Here is a 22,980-nt window from a genome sequence, read left to right as displayed (position 1 = left end):
AGCGGCGGCACACACGCGCGCGCCGTCGCTTTGGGGCGTAACAGTTTTTACACGGCGGCCTTGGCGGCAGCCACCTGGGCTGCAACTTCGGCGGCGAAGTCGTCGATCTTCTTTTCGATGCCTTCGCCGACCACGTACAGGGTGAAGCCCTTGATGCTGGTGTCGGCGGCCTTGAGCATCTGCTCGACGGTCTGCTTGTCGTTCTTCACGAACGGCTGGTTGTGCAGCGAGACCTCCTTGAGGTACTTCTGCACGCCGCCTTCGATGCGCTTGGCAACGATGTCGGCAGGCTGCGTCTTCTTGCCTTCGGCTTCGGCCGTCTTGCGGTCTTCCTCGGCCTTGCCAGCGGCCACGGCGCGCTCTTTTTCGATCAGGTCGGCGGGCACGTCGGCGGCCGAGATGGCGACCGGCTTCATGGCGGCGATGTGCATCGCGACGTCCTTGGCCGAAGTGTCGTCACCCTCGAACTCGACCATCACGCCGATGCGCGTGCCGTGCAGGTACGAAGCCAGCTTGCCGTTGCCGGCAAAGTGCTTGAAGCGGCGGAAGCTCATGTTCTCGCCGATCTTGCCGATCAGGCCCTTGCGCACGTCCTCGAGCGTGGGGCCGAAGCCGTCCTGCTCGTAGGGCAGCGCGCCCAGCGCAGCGATGTCGGCGGGGTTGTGCTTGGCGACCAGCATGGCGGCAGCGTTGGCCAGGGCCAGGAAGCTGTCGTTCTTGGTGACGAAGTCGGTTTCGCAGTTGATCTCGATCATGCCGCCGGCCGAGCCTTCGACAAACGCCGTGACCACGCCTTCGGCGGTGATGCGGCCCGATGCCTTGCCGGCCTTGTTGCCGAGCTTGATGCGCAGCAGCTCTTCGGCCTTTTCCATGTTGCCGTCGGCCTCGGTCAGGGCCTTCTTGCATTCCATCATCGGCGCGTCGGTCTTTGCGCGCAGTTCGCCGACCATGCTTGCGGTGATTGCAGCCATTGTTCTATCTCCGTGTCCAAAAAATCAGATTAAAAAAAAGGGGCACCAAAGCCCCTTCTTCAGGCGCGTGAGAGCACTCGATCAGGCCGAGGCGCCCTCTTCGACTTCGACGAATTCGTCGCCGCTGCCTTCGGCGATGGCCTTGACCACATCACCGGTGGCGCTGTTGCGGCCTTCGATGATCGCGTCGGCGATGCCGCGTGCGTACAGCATGACGGCCTTCGACGAGTCGTCGTTGCCCGGGATCACGTAGTCGATGCCTTCGGGCGAGTGGTTGGAGTCGACCACGCCGATCAGCGGAATACCGAGCTTCTTGGCTTCGGCCACGGCGATCTTGTGGAAGCCCACGTCGATCACGAAGATGGCGTCGGGCAGCGCAGCCATGTCCTGGATGCCGCCGATGTCCTTTTCGAGCTTCGCGATTTCGCGCGAGAAGGTGAGCTGCTCCTTCTTGCTCAGGCTGTCGAGGCCGGCTTCCTGCTGGGCCTTCATGTCCTTCAGGCGCTTGATCGAGGTCTTGACGGTCTTGAAGTTGGTCAGCATGCCGCCGAGCCAGCGGGTGTCGACGAAAGGCACGCCGGCGCGGCGGGCTTCGGCGGCCACGATTTCACGGGCCTGGCGCTTGGTGCCGACCATCAGGATCGTGCCGCGGTTGGCAGTGAGCTGCTTGGCGTACTTCATCGCGTCCTGGAACATCGGGAGCGACTTTTCCAGGTTGATGATGTGAATCTTGTTGCGATGGCCGAAGATGTACGGAGCCATCTTGGGGTTCCAGAAGCGGGTTTGGTGTCCGAAGTGGACACCGGCTTCCAGCATTTCGCGCATGGTGGTGGACATTGAAAATTACTCCAAAGGTTGGGTCTAAAATCCAGCCCGTTTTGCGCCCCTTTCGAAGGGGATCGCAACACCTTGATTGGGCCGGTTTGCGGATGTGTTTGGCTGGGTGCGACGAGAGCCGTTGCATGTTCAGCGAAACCCAAAGAGTATAGCACGGCCCTCTTGAGCCTTTTCTCCTTGCACCACCCCGGAACCGAGCCGTCCGCGCCCTCGCAGCCCATCCATGAACGACCTCCACGCCACCCGTCTGAATCTTCTGGCAGGTGGCACCGATGCACGCACCGAATTGGAGCGCGCCATCGGCATTTCCCAGTCGGCGGCCTGCCGCCACGTCTTCACCCGCACGCTGTTCGACGAAGCCCGCCAGCAGCTCACCCCATCAGCGCCGCAAGGCAGGCTCGCCGGGCTTGCCTTCACCGCCAAGGACCTGTTCGACATCGAGGGGCAGCCAACCCCGGCCGGCTCCGTGGTGCTCTCGCATGCGCCGGCCGCCAGGGCCGATGCCGTCGCCGTGGCGCGGCTGCGCGCCGCGGGCGGCGTGCTGACGGGCCGCACCAACATGACGGAGTTCGCGTTCTCCGGCGTGGGAGTGAACCCGCACCATGGCACGCCGGCCAACGCGGGCGACACGGCCACGCCGCGCATCCCGGGAGGCTCGTCCTCCGGCGCAGCCGTCTCGGTCGCCACCGGGGCGGCATTCATCGGCCTGGGCTCCGACACAGGCGGCTCGATCCGCATTCCCGCGGCGCTGAACGGCATTGTGGGTTTCAAGAGCACCGCGCGGCTGGTGCCGACCGAAGGCGCGCTGCCGCTGTCGACCACGCTCGACACGGTCTGCGCCATGACGCGCTCGGTCCGCGACGCGATCACCGCGCACGAAATCCTCGCGGCACGCCGCGTGACCGCCGGCGCGGCCTCCCTGGGGGCGTACCGGCTTGCCGTCGTGAAGAACGTGTTCTTCGACGGCATCGAGCCCGCGGTGGCCCGCGCCTTCGAAAATGCGCTGCGAACACTGCGCGAGGCGGGTGCCCGGATCGACGAGATCCAGCTGCCGGAACTGACCGACCTGCAGGCCATCAACGCCACGGGCGGTTTCTCGGCGGCCGAATCCTATGCCTGGCACCGGCTGCTGCTCGAGCGCAGCGGCGCCGGCTACGACCCGCGCGTGGCCCAGCGCATCCTCCGGGGCGCGGCCATGAAGGCGCACGAATACATCGATCTCGTGCATGCCCGCCACGCCTGGATCGCCCGCGTCGAAGCAGCGCTGTCGCCCTTCGACGCGGTGCTGTCGCCCACGGTGCCGATCGCTGCGCCCGCCATTGCAAGCGTTGCACCAGGCGCCGAGCGCGACGATGAATTCTTCCGCGTCAATGCACTGCTGCTGCGCAATCCGTCGATCGTCAACATGCTCGACGGCTGCGCCATCTCGCTGCCCTGCCATGCCGGCGGCGAACTGCCGGCGGGCCTGATGCTGTGGCACGCCGCGCTGCACGACGACGCCGTTCTCGCGGTCGCGCTGCAAGCGGAACAAGCGCTGCAAAACCAATAGCCTCGCGCACCGATCGACGGGCGCCGGCCATCTCTTCTTACTCAAAAATTCAATGAAAATCGCGATCGTGGGCGCCGGCATCATCGGCGTCACAACCGCCTGGGAACTGGTTTCGGACGGCCATGAAGTGTCTGTGTTCGAGCGCCGCGGCGCTGCGGCCGAGGAAGCCAGTTTTGCGAATGCCGGCGTGGTCGCGCCGGGCTATGTCACCCCGTGGGCGGCGCCGGGCATGCGCGCCAAGGTGCTGCGTTCGCTGCTGTCCCCGCACGGTGCCATCAAGCTGCGCTGGCCGCTGAGTTCGCGCGACATCGGCTGGATGTCGCGCTGGCAGAAAGCCTGCAAGCTCGAAACCTACCTGGCCAACCGCGCCCGCATGCAGCGGCTTGCGTTCTACAGCCGCACCCGGCTGCACGAAGTGACCGAAGCGCGCGAACTGAGCTACGAACGCAGCGACGGCTACCTCGTGCTGCTGCGCTCCAAGCGCGAGAAAAAACTGGTCCAGCCAGGACTCGAGGTGCTGCGCGCGGCCGGCAGCGTCTTCAAGGAGGTCGACGCCGACGAGGCCCGCCGCATCGAGCCTGCGCTCAACGCCGACACGGCGCTTGCGGGTGCGATCCACCTGCCCGAGGACGAAGTGGCCAACTGCCGCCAGTTCGCGCTGCTTCTCAAGTGGGAAGCCGAGGCACTCGGCGCCCAGTTCCATTTCAATTGCGACATTGCGCCGCTGAGCCGCGCGGGACCCACTTCCATCTCGCTCGCGAGCGGCTCGCCGCCGCTGCGCTTCGATGCCGTGGTGGTGTGCACCGGTCTCGCCTCGGCCTCGCTGCTGCGGCCGCTCGGCCTGAGGATTCCGCTGGCGCCGGTGTACGGCCACTCGATCAGCGCGCCGATCCGCGAATCTCTCAACGCCCCGCGCAGCGCCGTGATGGACGAGCGCTACAAGGTCGCGATCTCGCGGCTGGGCCAGCGCGTGCGCGTGGCCGGCAGCGCCGAGATCGGCGGCTCTTTGAGCACCATGAACCCTTCGGCGGTGCAAACGCTCTACAAGGTGCTGCACGACTGGTTTCCGGGCGCTGCAACATTGCAGTCGGGCGTGCAGCAGTGGAAGGGCGCGCGTCCGATGCTGCCCGACGGCCCGCCGGTGCTCGGCGCCAGCGGCGTGCCGGGCGTCTGGCTCAATCTGGGCCACGGTTCGAGCGGATGGGCGCTGTCATGCGGCAGCGCACGCGTGGTGGCCGACCTGATCGGCGGCCGCGATGCGGGCGTCGATCTCGAAGGCCTGGGCATCGAGCGGCTCGTTCAGTAGGCAGGCAGGCAAGCGGCCCGGGCCGCCGCAGTTGCGCACCCGAGGGGGCAGAATCGGCCCATGCAGCGCATCACGTCCGCCACCGTCGCCGACCTGTTCGACATTGCGGCGACACGGCGCATCGAACAAGCGGCCGCAGCCGCCCTGCCCCATCACACCCTGATGCAGCGGGCAGGCCTGGCCGTGGCGCGGCTGGCGATGGCGGTCGCGCCGCATGCGCGGACGATCTGGATCGCCTGCGGACCGGGCAACAACGGCGGTGATGGCTTCGAGGCTGCCGTGCAGTTGCAGCAGCGCGGCTTCCTGCCGATCGTCACGTTCGCGGGCGATGAAAGCCGGCTACCGCCGGATGCCGGGGCTTCGCTGCAACGGGCCCGCGATGCCGGCGTGATCTTCGCGCCCGAGCCGCCCGCCACCTGGGACCTCGCGATCGACGCACTGCTCGGCATCGGATCAACCCGGCCGCCCGCGAATGCGATGGCCGAATGGCTGCGGCAGATGCATGCGATGGCTGCGCCGGTGCTCAGTGTCGACGTGCCATCCGGACTGAATGCCGACACCGGCGTTTCAAGCGCTGCCCCCCATTCGGCTACCGCTTCGCATCGCTTCTGCGCGACCTTCCTGACACTCAAGCCAGGCCTGTTCACGGCGCAGGGCCGAGACGCCGCGGGCACGGTCTGGTTCGACGACCTGGGTTGCAGCGGCACCGCCGAGCCGCCGGCCGCACGCCTGGCGGGCGCGCCAGCGGAACCGCCGCGCAGCCACGCTTCGCACAAGGGCAGCTACGGCGATGTCGCGGTGATCGGTGGCGCCTCCGGTATGGCGGGCGCCGCGCTGCTGGCCGGATCCGCCGCGCTGCATGCGGGTGCCGGCCGCGTCTTCGTCGGGCTGCTCGATCCGGGCGCGGCCCCGGTCGACCTGGCGCAACCCGAACTGATGCTGCGGGACGCCAACGCGCTCGATCTCTCGGAGATGACAGCGGTCTGCGGATGCGGCGGTGGTACGGACATCCGCGCGGTGCTGCCGCGCGTGCTGGCGACCGCGGCAGCGCTGGTGCTCGACGCCGATGCGTTGAACGCCATCGCGAACGACGGCGCGCTGCAGACCCAGCTGGCTTCGCGCGCCCGGCGCGGCAAGCCGACGGTGATCACCCCGCATCCCCTCGAGGCCGCGCGCCTGTTGAACTGCACGGCCGCCGACATCCAGGCCGACAGGCTTGCAGCCGCCCGCCAGCTCGCGTCGCGCTACGGCGTGGTCGCCGTGCTCAAGGGTTCGGGAACAGTGATCGCCGAGGGCGGCAGCACGCCACCGGTACTCAACCCGACCGGCAACGCCAGGCTCGCCACCGCCGGCACGGGCGACGTGCTCGCGGGAATGATCGGCGCTGCACTGGCAGCGCGGCGGCCGCCGTTCGAAGCGGCGTGCGAAGCCGTCTGGCGCCACGGCCACATCGCCGATACGTGGCCGGCCGGCGCACCGCCGCTGACGGCCGGCGCGCTGGCGCGGCAAGCGCCCTGCTGACGAGTTCTAGCCGCGCCCGACGAAGGGCATCTTCGTCGCCATCACGGTATGGAACAGCACGTTGGCTTCCAGCGGCAGGTTCGCCATATAGAGCACCGACTGGCCCACGATCTTCACGTCCATCAGCGGCTCGATCGCGAGTTCGCCGTTGGCTTGCGGCACGCCCCTGGCCATGCGCGCAGCCAATTCCGTCATGGCGTTGCCTACGTCGATCTGGCCCACCGCGATGTCGTACTTGCGGCCATCGAGCGAAGCGGTCTTGGTAAGGCCCTCGACTGCGTGCTTGGTCGCGGTGTACGCCGCGGAATTCGGCCGTGGCGCGGTGGCCGAGATGGAGCCGTTGTTGATGATGCGGCCGCCCCGCGGCGTTTGCGCCTTCATCGTGCGGAACGCCTGCTGGATGCAGAAGAACATGCCGCTCAGATTGATGTCGACCACGCCGCGCCACTGCTCGGGCGTCCAGTCTTCGAACGGGCCCGGCGGGTTGCCCACGCCGGCATTGTTGAACAGCAGGTCGACGCGGCCGAAGCGCTCCACCGCGGCGGCGAACAGCGCCTGCACCGATTCCGCGCTGGCCACGTCGGTGGGCACTGCGAAGGCGCGTGCGCCGGCGCCGGACTCTTCGGCCACCTGTTCCAGCGGCTCGAGGCGGCGCCCCGCCAGCGCCACGCTCCAGCCGTCGGCCAGCAATGCAAGCGCCGCAGCGCGGCCGATGCCTGTGCCTGCGCCTGTGACGATCGCGATGCGGCCCTTGTTGTTTTCCACGCTCATGCTCGGTGTCTCCTTCTCGGTTTGTCTGTATGGATGGGATGCAATGCTGCGCTGCCCATCATGCGCGGCGCGGCTTGCGCCCCTTCATCTTGTTGGCGGCCTTCTTGACCGCCGACTTGAAAGCCTGCATCGCCGACTGAGGGCCCGCCGCGGCAACGGTCGCGCTGCGCTCGACGCGCTGCTCGGAGGAAACCGCCTCGGCCTTGTGGCGCGAACTGCGCTTGGCCGAAGCCTTGACCGGCACGCCAGCCGAAGCGCCCTTGTCCTTCATGGCTCGCGCCGTGAGGTCTTCGCCCTCGCGCACAAGGCGGAAATCGATCTTGCGCCCGTCCAGGTCGACGCGGCTCACCTGCACCCGCACACGCGTGCCGATGGCGTAGCGAATGCCGGTGCGCTCGCCGCGCAGCTCCTGGCGCATTTCGTCGAACTTGAAGTACTCGCCGCCGAGTTCGGTGATGTGCACCAGCCCCTCGACGTACATCGCATCGAGCGTCACGAAGATGCCGAAGGTCGTGGCCGCCGTGACGACGCCGCCGTACTCCTCGCCCAGATGCTCGCGCATGTACTTGCATTTGAGCCAGGCTTCGACGTCGCGGCTGGCTTCGTCGGCGCGGCGCTCGTTGGCGCTGCAATGCAGACCGGCGGCTTCCCAGGCCAGCACTTCCTTGGTCGGCGCAACGGTGGCTTTCTGCGGCTTGGTGGTCGGCGCCTTGACGCGCGAGGCCAGCCGCTTGGCCAGCTTGGCGTGCGCCTCGCCCGGCGTCGGCAGCATCGGCAGCTGATAGCGCGTCTTGCCGAGAATGGCCTTGATCACGCGATGCACCAGCAGGTCGGGGTAGCGCCGGATCGGGCTCGTGAAGTGCGTGTAGGCCTCGTACGCCAGGCCGAAATGACCGCTGTTGATGGGCGTGTAGATCGCCTGCTGCATCGAGCGAAGCAGCATGGTGTGGATCTGCTGCGCGTCGGGCCGCTCCTTGGTGGCTTCGGCAATCGCCTGGAACTCGCCGGGACGCGGATCGTCGGTGATGCTCAAGCCCACGCCCATGGCTTTCAGGTAGCCGCGCAGGATTTCCTTCTTCTCGGGCGTCGGGCCCTCGTGCACGCGGAACAGGCCCGGGTGCTTGCCTTCGGCGATGAAATCGGCGCTGCACACATTGGCCGCGAGCATGGCCTCTTCGATGAGGCGGTGCGCCTCGTTGCGCGTGCGGGGCACGATCTTCTCGATGCGGCCCGCGTCGTCGCAGATGATCTGCGTCTCGGTGGTTTCGAAGTCGACCGCGCCGCGCTTGCCGCGCTGCTTGAGCAGCGCCTTGTATACGTCGGCCAGGTTCAGCAGGTCCTTGACGCGGTCCTTGCGCTTGGCAGCTTCGGGGCCGCGTGTGTTGCCAAGGATCGCAGCCACTTCGGTGTAGGTGAAGCGGGCGTGGCTGAACATCACGGCCGGATAGAACTGGTAGGCGTAGACCTCGCCATCGGCCGCCACGAGCATGTCGCACACCATGCACAGGCGTTCGACCTCGGGGTTCAGCGAGCACAGGCCGTTCGACAGCTTCTCGGGCAGCATCGGAATCACGCGGCGCGGAAAGTAGACGCTGGTCGCGCGGTCGTAGGCGTCGATGTCGATGGCCGAGCCGGTCTGCACATAGGCGCTGACGTCGGCAATGGCAACCAGCAGGCGCCAGCCCTTGCCGCGGCCGACCTTGGCGGGCTCGCAGTACACGGCGTCGTCGAAATCGCGCGCGTCCTCGCCGTCGATGGTGACCAGCGGCACGTCGGTCAGGTCGATGCGCCCTTTCTTGTCGGCGGGGCGAACCTTCTCCGGCAATGCCTTGGCTTCGGCCAGGCAGGCTTCGGAAAACTCGTGCGGCACACCGTACTTGCGCACCGCGATCTCGATCTCCATGCCGGGATCGTCGATCTCGCCGAGCACTTCCTTCACGCGCCCGACCGGCTGGCCGAACAGCGCCGGCGGCTCGGTGAGCTGCACCACGACAACCTGCCCCACCTTGGCGGGACCGGTGGCGCCCTTGGGGATCAGGACATCCTGTCCGTAGCGCTTGTCTTCGGGCGCGACGAGCCAGACGCCGCCTTCATGCAGGAGGCGGCCGATGATCGGCTGCTCGGGGCGCTCGACGATTTCGACCACCCGCCCCTCGGGACGTCCGCGCCGATCCTGCCGCACCACACGCGCCTTGACGCGGTCCTTGTGCAGCACCGCACGCATCTCGTTCGGGGGCAGATAGATGTCGGCTTCGCCGTCGTCGCGCTGCACGAAACCGTGTCCGTCGCGATGCCCTTGAACAGTTCCTTCAAATTCATCCAGCAGACCGCTGGAATGGCCATTATTTTTGATATGATTCTCTCTTTCCTGAAATTCAAAACATAACTGCTTCGGCAACTATGTGGGCCCAGATGGCGGAATTGGTAGACGCACTAGTTTCAGGTACTAGCGAGTAACATCGTGGAGGTTCGAGTCCTCTTCTGGGCACCACCCCTACCAAGCTGAAACCCCTGTGAATCATCGATTTACAGGGGTTTTTTCTTTTCCCTGGGAACATGATCGAGGGATGTTCTCCCTCACGGATGCCGGTCGCGGCCAAGCCAGGCTGCACCGACGGTTGCGTGCCGTGTTCACGCACAGCTTCGTGATCCTGAGACGGAACATTCTGCGAAGCGCTTTTCTTCGGCGGCACGGATTCGAACAAATGGAACGGGCTTCGTCTCATGAAATGATGCAGCAACCCGCTCGTGGAGAAGCGGCTTTCCACCATTCTGACGCAGTACATCGACGAATGATCGCGCAGAGTCTCGAGAAGCGGAGCAACCGAATCAATAACACCGTGTTGGCAGTAGAGGTGAACCGCAAAACCCAAGCTGATGAGCGCGGCATTTTTCGACCCGCTGCAGGGATCGCAGGCGAACCTGCGGAGTTGCGACGGCTTTGAAGCCGGGATGTACCTTACCACGCCAGGCAATGCACCGGTTCAGCAGCGTATGAGCATGGCCATTTCCCAACGCATCAGGCAATGGGCATCGCGAATCAAGCGCGATGCCGTGACCTTGTGGTTTGCCTATCGCCATCCGGGCACGCCTTGGTTCGCGAAGCTGCTTTCGGCATTTGTCGTCGCGTATGCGCTGAGCCCGATCGACCTCATACCGGATTTCATTCCCGTTCTTGGCTACCTCGACGACGCATTGCTGCTGCCCGGCCTGATCTGGTTGAGCATCCGGCTCATTCCGGCCGATGTGCTCGAGGAGTGCCGCCAGCGCGCTGACCTGTGGATGAAGGAACAGGGCACGAAGCCGCGAAGCATGGCGGGCGCCGTGCTCATCCTGGCGATATGGGTTGGCGTGGGCGCCGCGCTCTGGGCCTGGTTCGGCACGCAAAAATAGATCGGGACCGGCGGCAACAACTCTCGACATTGTGAATTTTACTGTATATTTGTACAGTCTTTTCACAAAGGATAACCGCCCATGTCGACATCCGAACGAACCACCTCTCCTGCTCGCAACCATGCGCTGGCCGAAGCACTGGCATGGATCTCGAAGTTTGCGCATGCATGGAAGGCCATCGAACCCGCACCTCACTCGCTGAGCATCGACGGCTTCATCATCTGGGGCCCCGTGCTCTATGAGAAGCACGGCAGCGAAGATCCCGTGGAACTCGCAGCGCAGCTGTACGGCAAGTCCGGCGAGTACTCGAGGTACCTGTATCCAGACCGTTCGAGCCAGAGCGGCGACGCGCTTTCAACTTTCACTCCGAAGGTGTAGCAAAAGTCACACTTTCGCGTCGAAATCGCTTCTAAAAGCAACTCTAAGGCGTACATATGGTTACGTTTGATCCGAAAATATCAGATTTAGCGGAGATCATTGTGATTGCAGCATTTACCTTGTTGGCCGGCATGTTCCTCGGGGCGTTGTTCATGAGCCTGCTGGTCGTTTCTCGCTCGGATGACTGAGAAGAGCCACCGGGTCCCTGGCACCCCGTCCATGCCCATCGAACAGCCCGCTTCCAGCGGGCTGTTCTTTTTTTGAACTACGTCAGCAGGTTCGACTTCGGCCTGCGATTGCTCTCGATCGAATAGATCGCCGGCTTCTCCTGTTCGGCCTTCGCGCCCGTCTCGCCGCCAGGGGCAGGAAGCGGATAGACCTCGCCCGACAGGCGCTTGACGCGCTCCGCATACATCTTTGCCAGGGCCGCGTGATGCTCTGCCGCAGCTTGGTGTTCGAGACGCGCCATCTGGGCTTCCTGAAGCAAGGCCGCAGCCCTCTTGAGATGAAGGCTGGATCCGGGTCGGAAGAGCTGGAAGAACATGGGACCTCCTGGAGAGCGGAAGCGCCACGTTCAGGCTTCGAATTGCAGGCGTCTGTAGGCGTACGACTTTCCTGCCTGTCGCTCAACTCGTGCTTCGCGGGTCGGCCATTCCCGCGCGCATTCTCGCCCGGTGGCAGGCACTCAGATCGGCAGCGCGATCAGGTCGTGGCCCTCGGCGCCCACGATGCGCGCCCGGGTGAACTCGCCCACCTTGAGCGTCTTGCTGATCTTCTCGGGCGGCAGCAGGCGCACGGTGCCGTCGATCTCGGGTGCGTCGGCGTAGGTGCGGCCCACGCCGCCTTTTCGGCCCATGCCGGGCGCCGAGTCCACCAGCACCTGCATGGTGGCACCGACGCGCTGGCGCAGCTTGGCGATCGATACCGCTTCGGCCACTTCCATGAAGCGGGCGCGGCGGGCTTCGCGTTCTTCGGCCGCAAGCATGCCGGGAATGTCGTTGGCGGTGGCGCCCGCCACCGGGCTGTAGGCAAAGCATCCGGCCCGGTCGATCTGCGCCTCGCGGATGAAGTCGAGCAGGTGCTCGAACTCCTGCTCGGTTTCGCCAGGGAAACCGGCGATGAAGGTGCTGCGGATCACCAGCTCCGGGCAGACCTCGCGCCATCGCGCCAGGCGCTCCAGATTCTTCTCGCCGCTGGCCGGCCGCTTCATGCGCTTGAGCACATCGGGATGGCTGTGCTGCAGCGGCACGTCGAGGTAAGGCAGCACCTGGCCGCTGGCCATCAGCGGAATGATCTCGTCCACGCTCGGATACGGGTACACATAGTGCAGCCGGACCCAGGCACCATAGGGCTCGGCAATTTCGCCGAGCGTGCGCACCAGTTCGAGCATGCGCGTCTTGACCGGCTTGCCATCCCAGAAACCGGTGCGGTACTTGACGTCCACGCCATAGGCCGAGGTGTCCTGGCTGATCACCAACAACTCTTTGACGCCGCCTTCGAACAGGGCCTTGGCCTCGCCGAGCACATCGCCGACCGGGCGCGACACCAGGTCGCCGCGCATCGAGGGAATGATGCAGAAGGTGCAGCGGTGATTGCAGCCTTCGCTGATCTTCAGGTAGGCATAGTGCCGCGGCGTGAGCTTGAGGCCGGCAATGCCGAAGGTGTTGGGAACCAGGTCGACGAACGGATCGTGCGGCTTCGGCAGGTTGGCGTGGACCGCGTCCATCACTTCCTGCGTGGCGTGCGGACCGGTCACGGCCAGCACGCTGGGATGCATTTGCCGCACCAGGTTGCCGCCCTGGTCGCCGGTCTTCGCGCCCAGGCAGCCCGTGACGATCACGCGGCCGTTTTCCGCCAGCGCCTCGCCGATGGTGTCGAGGCTTTCCTTCACGGCATCGTCGATGAAGCCGCAGGTGTTGACGATCACCAGGTCGGCGCCCTCGAAGGTCTTGGCGGTCTGGTAGCCCTCGGCGTTCAGCTGGGTCAGGATCAGTTCGGAATCGGTCAGGGCCTTGGGGCAGCCCAGGCTCACAAAGCCGACCTTGGGGGCGGCCCGCGTGGCCATGCGTTCGGGGGAGGCAACTTCGCTCATATATGCCTCTATTGTCCCAGCTATCCGCCGGGGACGGAATTTCAGGGGCGTTTGATGCCGAATGCGCCCAACACCTGCTCGGTGCTCTTCTGCATCTGCTCCTGCATTTGCAAGAACACGGTCTTGGACTGTTCGACATAGTTGCCCATGAGCCCCTGGAGCATCGGCGACTGCATGGTCATGAAGCGCGACCACATCTCGGGCGTGAGCCCCTCGGCCTTTTCGGCGAGCTGGGCCTGCACTTCGGTCATGGCCTGGATGTTCTTTTCGAGGTAGGGGCCCATGTAGCCCTGCATCGCCTGTCCGTAGAAGCGGATGATGTTGGACAGCACCTGCTCGGTGAACATGGGCGCGCCGCCTGCTTCTTCCTCGAGGATGATCTGCAGCAGGATGCTGCGCGTGAGGTCGTCGCCTGTCTTGGCATCGCGCACCACGAACTGGGCATTCTGTATGACCAGCTGCTTCACCTCGGTGAGCGTGATGTACGTGGACGTCTCGGTGTCGTAGAGCCTTCGGTTGGGGTACTTCTTGATGACACGTTGCACCGGCTTGACCCCGGACTTCTTGCTCTGCACTGCGGACTCCTTCACATGGATGCCCATGTCATCCGATGATTCTAGGTAGCGGTTTTGCTGCATCGCGACAAGGTTTACCCTGACCGAGCATCCGCCGCTTCAATCGAGCGCTGTCGCGTACTCGGCGCCGCATGCGCTGCAGGTCGCGGTCTCGGGGCGTTCTTCGGTGGCTTCTCTGAAACGCAGCGGACTCTTGTGGCCGTAGACCACCCAGCAACGCGGACAGTGCTCCTGGCCGGCGGTCGGCAAGTAGGCGCGCGAGCGCTGCTCGGCGCGCTCCTGCGTCACGGGCGTGCCCTGTCGGATGGCGCGTGCTATTTCACGCGCTGCCATGGTGTCGGTACGGCCGCTTGCGTGGTCGTTGATGCCATAGACCGCGCGCGCAAATTCAATGGGGGCCTGCCTGAGCAATGCGGCCAGGCGCATGTCGGCATGAGCCCGATCAACCAGCGTTGATCGCGTATTCATCAGATCGCTTGTCAAGAAATTTGGAAAAGGTTTGCAGAGCGGCCAAGGTAGCACAACAACATGGCCATGGTCTTTGTCTGCTTCACCGCAAGGACGATTGAAACACCGGGGAACCCGGTGAAAGCCCTGTTCAACAGACCCGGTGGTTGGCCGGAAGTTGAAGCAGAAATTGGTAGGCGCGATTGGACTCGAACCAACGACCCCCACCATGTCAAGGTGGTGCTCTAACCAGCTGAGCTACGCGCCTAAGGATGTGTCCGAGAAGCAGCTATTGTAGCAGGAGAAAACGCGCTTTTCAGCGCCGACGTGCAGATCGCACACCGGCAACCGCCGTCACGAGGCCAAGCACCTGCGCGAGGCGTGCCGCGTCGGAGATTTCCACGGTGAAAGTCATCCACGCCGTGCCCTTGACCGATTGGGTCTGCACGCCGATGACGTTCATCTTCTCGCGTGCGAACACATCGGAGATGTCGCGCAGCAGGCCCTGGCGGTCGGCCGCTTCCACGGCCACGTCGACCGCATAGACCGGCGCTTCGCCGCCCTTCGCGGCGCCCCACTCGACGTCGATCACGCGCTCGCCGTCGCGCGAGGCCATCATCCGGAAGTTGCTGCAGTCGGCGCGGTGCACGCTCACGCCGTGGCCGCGCGTCACGAAGCCGCGGATGGCGTCGGGCGGCGCGGGCTTGCAGCACTTGGCAAGCTGCGTCATCAGCGAAGACACGCCCACCACCAGCACGCCGCCCTTGCCGGACTTCTCGCTCGCGCGCGGCTTCTTGATCTGCACGCCGTCGTCCGGGTTCGGCGCGGGCTCGGGCGGACGCAGCAGCATCTCGATGTTGCGCAGCGAGAACTCGTCCTTGCCGACCACCTCGAACAAGTGATCCGCCGACTTGAAGCCCAGTTGCGAAGCCAGGTCCTCGAGCCGCGTGGAGGTCTTGCCTTCGCGCTGCAGCAGCTTTTCGACCGCCTCGCGACCGCGCGCCACGGTCTCGTGCGTGATCTGCGCGTTGAACCATGCGCGCACCTTGGCGCGTGCGCGGTGGCTTGCAAGGTAGCCCAGCTCGGCATTGAGCCAGTCGCGCGAAGGGCCACCCTCCTTGGCCGCGATGATCTCGACTGTCTGCCCGTTGGACAGCGGCGTGTTGAGCGGCACCATGGCCCCGTCGACACGCGCTCCGCGGCACCGGTGGCCCAGCGTGGTGTGCACGGTGTAGGCAAAGTCGACCGGCGTTGCGCCCTGCGGCAGTTCGACGATGGCCGCGTCGGGCGTGAGCACGTAGATGCGGTCGTCGAAGAGTCCCTGACCCTGCGAGCCGCCCGACAGGTCGCGCTCCCATGCCAGCAGCTGCCGCAGCACGGCGATCTTCGCGTCGTATTCGCCGCTCGCCCACACGCCCGCATAGCCCTTGTGCCCGGCTTCCTTGTAGGCCCAGTGCGCCGCCACGCCGTGCTCGGCATGGTCGTGCATTTCTTCCGTGCGGATCTGGATCTCGATCGGCTTGCCGGGCTTGCCATCGACCATTTCGCGCACCACGGTGTGCAGCGACTGGTATCCGTTGGGCTTGGGCCGCGCAATGTAGTCGTCGAACTCCTCGTCGATCGGCAGGAAGTGCGAATGCACCCAGGCCAGCGCGGCGTAGCAGTCCTTCACGTCGGGCACCACCACGCGCAGCGCGAGGATGTCGAACACCTGCGCGAAGTCGAGCGACTTGCCGCGCATCTTCTTGACGATGCTGTAGATGTTCTTCGGCCGGCCCTGCACCGTGGCGCGCACGCCCTCGGCCTGCAGCTCGCTTTCGAGCTGCGAGCGCAGCTGCTCGACGTGGCCTTCGCGCTCGACCCGCTTCTCGTCGAGCAGGCGCGCGATCAGCTTGTAGGTCTCGGGCTCCAGGAAGCGGAACGAGAGGTCTTCGATCTCCCACTTCACCTGCCAGATGCCAAGCCGGTTGGCGAGCGGCGCAAACACCTGCAGCGACTCGCGCGCCACGCTCTCGGGCGCCGGCTGCTTGCTGGCGGCGGCATGCCGCAGAGTCTGCAGGCGCGACGCAAGGCGCAGCATGACGACGCGCAGGTCGCGCGAGAACGCGAGCAGCATCTTGCGCACGTTCTCGGTCTGCGCACCCGCGCCTTCTCCGAGGTGATGGCCTTGCGAAGCCGAGCGGGCCTGCTCCTGCACGCGGACCAGCTTGGTGGTTTCGACCGCAAGCGCCGCGAAGTTGTCGCCGAACACCTTGGCGATCACTTCCTGCGGGCGGTTGAGGTGCTGGCAGGCGTAGACCAGGTAGCTCGCGGCCTGCATGGCCTCGGAGCCTCCCATCTTCGCGACGATGGCCGCGACGGCGTCGGCATGCGCCAGCGTGTTCTCGCCGGTGTCGAGCTTTTCGTCGGCGATCAGCGGCTCGGCGAAAGCACGCGCACGGGCGAGCATGTTCTCCATCACCGGCGTGCGGTCGGCCGTGGCGGCGGACAAGGGATAGTCCACCACCGCCGTATCGGAGGCGTGCGCCGTTTGAAGACTCGAGGACTCGCGCTTCACGTTGGCCTCAATCGAACAGGAAGTTGGTGACGGCGCCCACCTGCCCGGGGTCGACGAAGGTGGGCGCATGACCCACGCCTTCGAACTCGATCAGCGCCGCGCGCGGGCCGCGCTGCGTCATGGCCAGGGCCGTTTCGCGCGAGAGCAGGTCCGACTGGGCGCCGCGCGTCACGAGCGTGCGCGCATCGATGGCGTCATAAAGGCTCCACATCACCGCACCGCCCTGGGCCGCAGCCTCGGGCGTGATGGCGCGCAGCGCAACGGCAATGGCCGGATCGTAGTGAAGCAGCCATGCATCGCCGTCGAGTGCACCGGCCTCCACCTTGCCGGCGCCATCGGCCGTGCGCTGCGATGCGGGCACCACCATGTGCTGCGACAGCGAGAGCCACTGGGCGGGCGTATGCGGGCCGAAGGAGGTCGAGATCGCCCACATGGCGTCGGCGGCCGACTGCAGGCTTTCGTAGCGGCCGCCCTGCCCCACGTAGGCGCCGATGCGCTGAAGCGCGCCGGCCTCGATTGTCGGACCCACGTCGTTCACGATGAAGCGGCGTATCGGCCGCGCCAGCGGCAATTGCTTGTGCCCCGCCAGCACGAAGCCGATCAGCCCGCCCATGCTGGTGCCCAGGTAGTCGAGCATATCGATCGCTTGCTCGCGATGCAGCTGCGCAACCAGCGCCAGCATGTCGGCCGCATAGACCGGCACCTGGTAGAGGGCCGGATCGCGCAGCCAGTCGCTTCGGCCGCGGCCCGCCACGTCAGGGCAGACCACGCGCACGTCGCCGCCGGCGCGAGCGACGATGGCCTGCGCCAGCACGTCGAAGTCGCGCCCCTGCCGCGTCAGGCCGTGCACGCAGACCACCACGTGCGCGCTGCGCGCGTCGCCCCATTGCCAATAGGCCATGCGGTGACCGCCCTGGGCGTCATCGCACGCCACGTAATGAAGCGCCGGTTCTGTCATGAAAACGAAGTCGTCCTGGTGCGGATAATGGTCTCGTCGCATCCTAATTCATCCGGAGATTGATCTTCATGCTCAAAGGCAAAACCGCGCTTGTCACGGGGTCCACCAGCGGCATTGGCCTTGCCATTGCCAACGCGCTTGCACAACAAGGCGCAAACATCGTGCTCAATGGCTTCGGCGACGCCGAAACCCCCAAGGCCCAGATAGAAGCGCTCGGCGTGCGCGCCGAATATCACGGCGCCGACATGAGCCAGCCCGGCCAGATCGAGGACATGATGAAGTTCGCCGCGTCCAAATTCGGGCGCATCGACATCCTCGTGAACAACGCCGGCATCCAGCATGTGGCAAAGGTCGAGGACTTTCCGCCAGAACGCTGGGACGCCATCATTGCAATCAACCTCACGAGCGCATTCCACACGACCCGGCTCGCCATTCCCGCCATGCGCGAGGCCAACTGGGGCCGCATCGTCAATGTCGCATCGGCCCATGGGCTGGTGGCCTCGGCGCAAAAGTCGGCCTACGTAGCGGCCAAGCACGGCATTGTCGGCTTCACCAAGTCGGTGGCGCTCGAAACCGCGACCACCGGCATCACGAGCAATGCGATCTGTCCGGGCTGGGTGCTGACCCCGCTGGTGCAAAAGCAGATCGATGACCGCGCGGCACGCGAAGGCATCCCGGCCATGCAGGCGCAAAACGAACTGCTGGGAGAAAAGCAGCCTTCGCTGCAGTTCACCACGGTCGAACAGCTCGGCGGCCTTGCGGTGTTCCTGTGCTCGCCGGCGGCCGATCAGGTTCGCGGGGTAGCCTGGCAAATGGACGGCGGCTGGACGGCCCAGTAAGAAGGGCCTTCCGGCTTTTTCTTCTACTTGAGCTGCACCGACCCCGACACGTTCACGACCACGCTGGCCTTGCCGGCTTCCACCGGCACCGGCGCGTCTGCCGCAAAGGACTTGGCGGCCGCTGCCATGACGCGCGGCCGGATCGGGCCGCTGTCGTTCGCGTTCACCGAAACTTCGCGCAGCGTGTAGCCGCCGAAGCCGAAGCCCTTGGCCAGTTCGGTGGCCTTCTGCTTGAAGTTCTCGATGGCGATGGTTTGGGCCTCGGCCTCGCTCCTGGCGCGCTGCTCGCGGCTCAGCGCGAAGCCCACGTTGCCGACGTTGAGCGCGGTGATGCGGCCCGCGGTCTGCGTGATGCGCGGGAAGTCGCGGCCTTCGAGCACCATTTCCGCGGAGCCCTGCCAGCCGTTGATCTTGCCTTCGCGGGTGTAGCGCGGCGACAGGCTGAAATTGCCGGTGCGCACGTCGAGCTGGCCGGGCTGGGCGTTTTTCTTCGCCTCGGCCAGGGCGGCGTCCACCGCGGTCTTGAGCTGCGACTGGACCGTGGCGGCATCGGGGGCGTCGCGCGTGGTGGTGAGCGTCATGCTCAGCAGATCCTGCTGCACTTCGACCGTGCCCGAGGCCGTGAGCTGCAGCACGTTCTGCGGCGGCGCAGCCATGTTCTGGGCCATGGCCGTGCCCGCGGCGCCTGCCGCAGCCAATGCGACGCAAGCCGCGATCAATCTGATTTTTTTCAAGACGAGATTACTCCCTGGGTTTGTGTTCAAGAACGCAAGAACAGGCAGCCCTCGCCGCTTCAGCGGCGCTGGCTGCGTGGCAAGGTCAGGGCGCGCGCGGCCGAGATCGGCTGCGGCACCATTCGCTCGGCCGGTTGCGATTCTGCCGAATTCAGCACGTTGGGTGTGCCGGGCGGCGTCCACTGCCTTCGCACCTGCTGGCGCAGCTCGAAGAGCTCGGCCGCCGTGAGGCGCCGGCCGGCCACGGCCTCCTCCCGCCGGATTTCGTCGCGCTGCGCGGCACGGTGGGCCGCCACGGCTTCACGTACCTCGTTCCGGCGCGAGTCACCGACCCTGAGAAACTCGCCAGCGCTCGCCAAGGCAGGGCCGCAGCTGCAGGCAACGAGGATCGGCAGGACGGGAAGAAGGGTTCTCATTGAACAAAAGTCTTAGGACAGGCTGGACTTTGCCACCGCCGGACGAACGTCGGATGACTAGACAGCTAGCGACCGCAAGTTTTGTAACTTAGTGTCAAACCATAAGTAAAACCGACTCAGCGGGGGCTCAACGCCTTCAGAATCGGCGCTGTTACAAATTCAACGTTGTAGAAATGACTCAAGTTCCCGCCCGCACTGACAAGATCGTGATCGTCGACGATGACGCCCGCATCCGCGACCTGCTTCGCCGCTACCTGACCCAGGAAGGTTTCGAAGTGATCGTGGCCGAGGACGGCAAGGCGCTCAACCGCATCCTGCTGCGCGACACGGTCGACCTGATCGTGCTCGACCTGATGATGCCCGGCGAAGACGGCCTGTCGGTCTGCCGCCGCCTGCGTGCCGCCAACGACCGCACGCCAATCATCATGCTCACCGCCAAGGGCGAAGACGTCGACCGCATCGTCGGCCTCGAAGTCGGCGCGGACGACTACCTCGGCAAGCCATTCAATCCCCGCGAGTTGCTGGCGCGCGTGCACGCGGTGCTGCGCCGCCGTCCGCCGCTCGAAGCGCCCGGCGCCCCTTCCACCGAGAACGAGACCGTGACCTTCGGGCCCTTCGCGTTCGACCTGGGTTCGCGCACGCTCAAGAAGGACGGCGAGGAACTCTCCCTGACCACCGGCGAATTCGCCATGCTGAAGGCGCTGGTGCGCCATCCGCGCCAGCCGCTGTCGCGCGAGAAGCTGGCCCAGCTGGCCCGCGGCCGCGAATTCGAGCCCTTCGACCGCAGCCTCGACGTGCAGATCTCGCGCCTGCGCAAGCTGGTCGAGGCCGATGCCGCGGCGCCCCGCTACATCCAGACCGTGTGGGGCGTGGGCTACGTGTTCGTGCCGGACGGCACGGCCTAAGCACGCCCTGAGGTGGCCATCGGCCTGCAATCCGCCAGACCCAGCCCAGCCCAGGAGGACGGCGCGCAGGTCACCATGCCGAGCCCCCTGGAGGGCACCGGCCAGCGTGACCGGCGACCGGGCCTGAAGCTCGGCTTCAGCCTTTTCTGGCGCACATTCTTCCTGCTCGCGCTGCTGCTGATCGGCTGTACGGTCGCCTGGCTGCAGACCTTCCGCTCGCTCGAATACGAGCCGCGCGCCATCCAGACTGCGCACCAGATCGCCTCGCTCGTGAACCTCACGCGCGCGGCGCTGGTGTATTCGGACGCGATCACGCGGGTGTCGCTGATCAAGACGCTGGCCGACCAAGAGGGCGTGCGCATCCTGCCGCGCGAACCCGTCGACCGCTTCCAGCCCTACACCAGCGGCGCGCTCGACCAGCGCGTGACCGAGGAGCTGATCGACCAGCTCGGCGAAGGCACCACGGTGGCCAGCCGCGTCAACGACGAACCGGGCCTGTGGATCGGCTTCACCATCGAGAGCGACACCTACTGGCTGCTGCTCGACCCGACCCGCTTCAGCCGCGTGGGCGGCCGCACCTGGCTGGTCTGGCTCAGCACCGCCATGGCTTTGTCCCTGGCCGGCGCGGCGCTGATCACGCGGCTCATCAACCTGCCGCTCAAGCAGCTGTCGCGCGCCACCATGCAGGTGCGCGAAGGCGAATACGAGGCGCACCGGCTCGACGAGAGCGCCCGTACCAACGAGATTCGCGCGGTCAACATCGGCTTCAACCGCATGGCCGACCAGCTCGCAAAAATCGAGCAGGACCGCGCCATCATGCTGGCCGGCATCTCGCACGACCTGCGCACGCCGCTCGCGCGCCTGCGGCTCGAAACCGAGATGAGCGTGGCCGACGAGGACGCGCGCGACCACATGGCGGCCGACATCGCCCAGCTCGACGCCATCATCGACAAGTTCCTCGACTACGCGCGCCCCGACCACGTCGATCCCAAGCCCGTGCTGCTGCGCGACGTGGTCGACGCCTGCACCTACGCCGTGCAGGACTACGAAGAGATGAACATCCGCGTCGACGTGCCGCCCGACCTGCGCGTGCTGGGCGATGAGGTCGAGCTCACGCGCGTGATTTCCAACCTGGTGGAGAACGCGCGGCGCTACGGCAAGACGCCGTCCACCGGCATCGCCGACGTGGTGATCCAGGCGCAGTCGAACAACGACGCGGTGCTGATCAAGGTGCGCGACCATGGCGCGGGCGTCGAGCCCGCCCTGCTCTCGCAATTGACCAAGCCGTTCTTCCGCGGCGACGTGGCGCGCACGTCCGCCGCCGGTGCCGGGCTCGGCCTGTCGATCGTCGCGAAGAACATCGAGCGCATGGGCGGCACCTTTGCGCTCACCAGCACCCCCGGACGCGGCCTTGCGGCGCACATCCGCATGCCGCGCGCCATGCCCGATCCAAGGCCGGTGGAAGCGGCCGCCCGGCGCGCCTGAGTCAGCCCTGGCGGTGCAGCAGCACCACCGCGCGGGCTTCCATCGCGCGGCCTTCGCCGACCGGGCCGAGCTTTTCGGCCGTCTTGGCCTTCACGTTAACCTGGTCGGGCGCAAGCCCCAGCACCTCGGCGATGCGCCGGCACATGGCCGGAATGTGCGGCGCCAGCTTGGGCGCCTGCGCGATCACCGTGCTGTCGACATTGCCGACCTCCCAGCCCGCGGCGCGCACGCGGCGCGCCGCCTCGCCGAGCAGCACGGCCGAATCGGCACCGCGAAACTGCGCGTCGGTATCGGGAAAGTGCCGGCCGATGTCGCCCAGGCCGGCCGCGCCGAGCAAGGCATCGGTGATGGCATGCAGCAGCACGTCGGCGTCCGAATGCCCCAGCAGGCCGGTCGTGTGCGGAACCTCCACGCCGCCGAGGATGAGCTTGCGCCCCGCCACCAGCTGGTGAACGTCCCAGCCCTCGCCCACGCGGATATTGAATGCGGCCGTCATGGCATGGCCTTCCTGCGGCCGAGCAGAACCGCTTCGGCCAGTGCGAAGTCCTCGGGGAAAGTCACCTTGAAATTCTGCGCGCTGCCCGGCACCAGCAACGGCGAAAGGCCGATGGCCTCGATGGAGCCGGCCTCGTCGGTCACCGCGTCGCCGGTTCGCTCCAGCGCATCGAGCAGCATGCCGATGCGGAACATCTGCGGCGTCTGGGCCAGCCACTTGTCGGCCCGCGAAAGGGTCTGGGAGACGCGGCTGTCGGCCGAGGACACCTTCAGCGTGTCGGCCAGCCGGTGCGCCAGCAGGCCGCCGACGGCGTCGTGCTCGCAGGCCGCGATCAGCGCCTCGATCTGGCTCGAGGTGACAAGGCAGCGCGCCGCGTCGTGCACCAGCACCCAGTCATGCGCCCCGGCGCCCTTCTGCCGCAGCGCCGCGAGGCCGTTGCGCACCGTGGCCGCGCGCGTGACGCCCCCCACGCGCAACAGAAATTCGTTGTCGACCGGAAAGCGCGGCAGCGCGGTCTGCACCTCGCGGTCGTTCGGCGACACCACCACCGCCAAGCCGGCAAATCGGCCCGCCAGCGAGCGGAAAGCGGCCACCGTATGGGCCACCATGGACGATCCCGCGAGCCGCTGGTATTGCTTGGGCAGAACGCCACCCGCACGGTGGCCGAAACCGGCGCAAGGAATCAGCACGAAAAGTCGGGAAGAAGACATGGGGTGCGGCACGAGCCAACGGCCGGCAAGCGGATAAGGG

General features: G+C 66.1%; 23 protein-coding genes and 2 tRNA genes. 10 read left to right on the top strand and 15 right to left on the bottom strand.

What is annotated here, in order from left to right; translation table 11 throughout:
• Positions 1 to 47 precede the first annotated feature (47 nt).
• Together tsf and rpsB are read right to left on the bottom strand one after the other, a co-directional pair.
• Complete coding sequence (gene tsf, locus QFZ47_RS25015) at positions 48 to 971, bottom strand: translation elongation factor Ts (RefSeq protein ID WP_307658198.1); 924 nt, start codon at positions 969 to 971, stop codon at positions 48 to 50.
• Between the two features lie 81 nt (positions 972 to 1,052).
• The gene (rpsB, locus tag QFZ47_RS25010) at positions 1,053 to 1,808 is read right to left on the bottom strand and encodes a 30S ribosomal protein S2 (protein ID WP_307658197.1); all 756 of its coding nucleotides are present in this window, start codon (positions 1,806 to 1,808) and stop codon (positions 1,053 to 1,055) included.
• A 223-nt stretch (positions 1,809 to 2,031) separates the two neighbouring features.
• On the opposite strand from rpsB, the gene QFZ47_RS25005 reads away from it, so the two are divergent.
• Genes QFZ47_RS25005 through QFZ47_RS24995 form a run of 3 tightly spaced genes read left to right on the top strand, consistent with a single transcriptional unit; the run spans position 2,032 to position 6,184 of the window.
• Positions 2,032 to 3,357 carry an amidase gene (locus QFZ47_RS25005; RefSeq protein WP_307658196.1) on the top strand — a complete coding sequence of 442 codons (1,326 nt, stop codon included), beginning with the start codon at positions 2,032 to 2,034 and terminating at the stop codon, positions 3,355 to 3,357.
• A gap of 52 nt (positions 3,358 to 3,409) precedes the next feature.
• Positions 3,410 to 4,663, top strand: a complete 1,254-nt coding sequence (locus tag QFZ47_RS25000; RefSeq protein ID WP_307658195.1) for a D-amino acid dehydrogenase — start codon at positions 3,410 to 3,412, stop codon at positions 4,661 to 4,663.
• Between the two features lie 60 nt (positions 4,664 to 4,723).
• On the top strand, positions 4,724 to 6,184 hold the full coding sequence (locus tag QFZ47_RS24995) for an NAD(P)H-hydrate dehydratase (protein ID WP_307658194.1): 1,461 nt from the start codon (positions 4,724 to 4,726) through the stop codon (positions 6,182 to 6,184).
• A 6-nt stretch (positions 6,185 to 6,190) separates the two neighbouring features.
• Here the strand turns inward: QFZ47_RS24995 and QFZ47_RS24990 are convergent, their stop codons facing one another.
• Positions 6,191 to 6,955 carry an SDR family oxidoreductase gene (locus QFZ47_RS24990; RefSeq protein WP_307658193.1) on the bottom strand — a complete coding sequence of 255 codons (765 nt, stop codon included), beginning with the start codon at positions 6,953 to 6,955 and terminating at the stop codon, positions 6,191 to 6,193.
• 58 nt (positions 6,956 to 7,013) lie between these two features.
• Positions 7,014 to 9,281 carry a ribonuclease R gene (gene rnr / locus QFZ47_RS24985; protein ID WP_307659010.1) on the bottom strand — a complete coding sequence of 756 codons (2,268 nt, stop codon included), beginning with the start codon at positions 9,279 to 9,281 and terminating at the stop codon, positions 7,014 to 7,016.
• An 80-nt stretch (positions 9,282 to 9,361) separates the two neighbouring features.
• Here rnr and QFZ47_RS24980 point away from each other — a divergent pair.
• From QFZ47_RS24980 to QFZ47_RS24965, 4 genes are all read left to right on the top strand, one after another.
• Positions 9,362 to 9,446, top strand: a tRNA-Leu gene (locus QFZ47_RS24980).
• Between the two features lie 509 nt (positions 9,447 to 9,955).
• Positions 9,956 to 10,348: a YkvA family protein gene (locus tag QFZ47_RS24975; RefSeq protein WP_307659009.1), complete on the top strand. Its 393-nt coding sequence runs from the start codon at positions 9,956 to 9,958 to the stop codon at positions 10,346 to 10,348.
• Between the two features lie 81 nt (positions 10,349 to 10,429).
• Positions 10,430 to 10,726 carry a hypothetical protein gene (locus QFZ47_RS24970; protein ID WP_307658192.1) on the top strand — a complete coding sequence of 99 codons (297 nt, stop codon included), beginning with the start codon at positions 10,430 to 10,432 and terminating at the stop codon, positions 10,724 to 10,726.
• Between the two features lie 56 nt (positions 10,727 to 10,782).
• Positions 10,783 to 10,914 carry a hypothetical protein gene (locus QFZ47_RS24965; protein ID WP_307658191.1) on the top strand — a complete coding sequence of 44 codons (132 nt, stop codon included), beginning with the start codon at positions 10,783 to 10,785 and terminating at the stop codon, positions 10,912 to 10,914.
• 77 nt (positions 10,915 to 10,991) lie between these two features.
• On the opposite strand, the gene QFZ47_RS24960 is transcribed toward QFZ47_RS24965, so the two are convergent.
• The 7 genes from QFZ47_RS24960 to QFZ47_RS24930 all read right to left on the bottom strand — a co-directional run bounded on the left by QFZ47_RS24960 (position 10,992) and on the right by QFZ47_RS24930 (position 17,397).
• Entirely contained in the window at positions 10,992 to 11,270 is a 279-nt protein-coding gene (locus QFZ47_RS24960; RefSeq protein WP_307658190.1) for a hypothetical protein, read from the bottom strand.
• A gap of 141 nt (positions 11,271 to 11,411) precedes the next feature.
• Complete coding sequence (rimO, locus tag QFZ47_RS24955; protein WP_307658189.1) at positions 11,412 to 12,818, bottom strand: 30S ribosomal protein S12 methylthiotransferase RimO; 1,407 nt, start codon at positions 12,816 to 12,818, stop codon at positions 11,412 to 11,414.
• Positions 12,819 to 12,859: 41 nt separating this feature from the next.
• The gene (phaR, locus tag QFZ47_RS24950; RefSeq protein WP_307658188.1) at positions 12,860 to 13,420 is read right to left on the bottom strand and encodes a polyhydroxyalkanoate synthesis repressor PhaR; all 561 of its coding nucleotides are present in this window, start codon (positions 13,418 to 13,420) and stop codon (positions 12,860 to 12,862) included.
• A gap of 72 nt (positions 13,421 to 13,492) precedes the next feature.
• Positions 13,493 to 13,861, bottom strand: coding sequence for a hypothetical protein (locus tag QFZ47_RS24945; protein WP_307658187.1), 369 nt, complete (start codon positions 13,859 to 13,861; stop codon positions 13,493 to 13,495).
• A 170-nt stretch (positions 13,862 to 14,031) separates the two neighbouring features.
• Positions 14,032 to 14,108: transfer RNA gene (locus tag QFZ47_RS24940), tRNA-Val, on the bottom strand.
• Between the two features lie 48 nt (positions 14,109 to 14,156).
• Positions 14,157 to 16,298, bottom strand: a complete 2,142-nt coding sequence (locus QFZ47_RS24935) for a RelA/SpoT family protein (protein WP_307659008.1) — start codon at positions 16,296 to 16,298, stop codon at positions 14,157 to 14,159.
• Positions 16,299 to 16,404: 106 nt separating this feature from the next.
• Positions 16,405 to 17,397, bottom strand: a complete 993-nt coding sequence (locus QFZ47_RS24930) for an alpha/beta fold hydrolase (protein WP_307658186.1) — start codon at positions 17,395 to 17,397, stop codon at positions 16,405 to 16,407.
• A gap of 26 nt (positions 17,398 to 17,423) precedes the next feature.
• Between QFZ47_RS24930 and QFZ47_RS24925 the strand changes: the two genes are divergently transcribed.
• Complete coding sequence (locus QFZ47_RS24925; protein WP_307658185.1) at positions 17,424 to 18,194, top strand: 3-hydroxybutyrate dehydrogenase; 771 nt, start codon at positions 17,424 to 17,426, stop codon at positions 18,192 to 18,194.
• A gap of 23 nt (positions 18,195 to 18,217) precedes the next feature.
• Here QFZ47_RS24925 and QFZ47_RS24920 read toward each other — a convergent pair whose 3' ends face one another.
• Both QFZ47_RS24920 and QFZ47_RS24915 read right to left on the bottom strand, forming a co-directional pair.
• On the bottom strand, positions 18,218 to 18,928 hold the full coding sequence (locus QFZ47_RS24920; protein WP_307658184.1) for an SIMPL domain-containing protein: 711 nt from the start codon (positions 18,926 to 18,928) through the stop codon (positions 18,218 to 18,220).
• 59 nt (positions 18,929 to 18,987) lie between these two features.
• Positions 18,988 to 19,224, bottom strand: coding sequence for a hypothetical protein (locus tag QFZ47_RS24915; protein ID WP_307658183.1), 237 nt, complete (start codon positions 19,222 to 19,224; stop codon positions 18,988 to 18,990).
• Between the two features lie 293 nt (positions 19,225 to 19,517).
• Here QFZ47_RS24915 and ompR point away from each other — a divergent pair, with 293 nt between their 5' ends.
• Entirely contained in the window at positions 19,518 to 20,249 is a 732-nt protein-coding gene (gene ompR, locus QFZ47_RS24910) for an osmolarity response regulator transcription factor OmpR (RefSeq protein WP_012747691.1), read from the top strand.
• Positions 20,250 to 20,324: 75 nt separating this feature from the next.
• Entirely contained in the window at positions 20,325 to 21,734 is a 1,410-nt protein-coding gene (locus QFZ47_RS24905) for a sensor histidine kinase family protein (RefSeq protein ID WP_307658182.1), read from the top strand.
• A gap of 1 nt (position 21,735) precedes the next feature.
• Here the strand turns inward: QFZ47_RS24905 and ispF are convergent, their stop codons facing one another.
• Both ispF and ispD read right to left on the bottom strand, forming a co-directional pair.
• Complete coding sequence (ispF, locus tag QFZ47_RS24900; RefSeq protein WP_307658181.1) at positions 21,736 to 22,230, bottom strand: 2-C-methyl-D-erythritol 2,4-cyclodiphosphate synthase; 495 nt, start codon at positions 22,228 to 22,230, stop codon at positions 21,736 to 21,738.
• Positions 22,227 to 22,940: a 2-C-methyl-D-erythritol 4-phosphate cytidylyltransferase gene (ispD, locus tag QFZ47_RS24895; protein ID WP_307658180.1), complete on the bottom strand. Its 714-nt coding sequence runs from the start codon at positions 22,938 to 22,940 to the stop codon at positions 22,227 to 22,229. The genes ispF and ispD overlap by 4 nt, the downstream gene beginning before the upstream one ends.
• Positions 22,941 to 22,980 lie beyond the last annotated feature (40 nt).

Origin of the sequence: Variovorax paradoxus (genome assembly GCF_030815975.1) — a bacterium.
Classification (GTDB): Bacteria; Pseudomonadota; Gammaproteobacteria; order Burkholderiales; family Burkholderiaceae_C; genus Variovorax; species Variovorax paradoxus_N.
The sequence above is the reverse complement of the archived record's forward strand: the minus strand, read 5'-3'. Positions and strand labels throughout refer to the sequence as shown.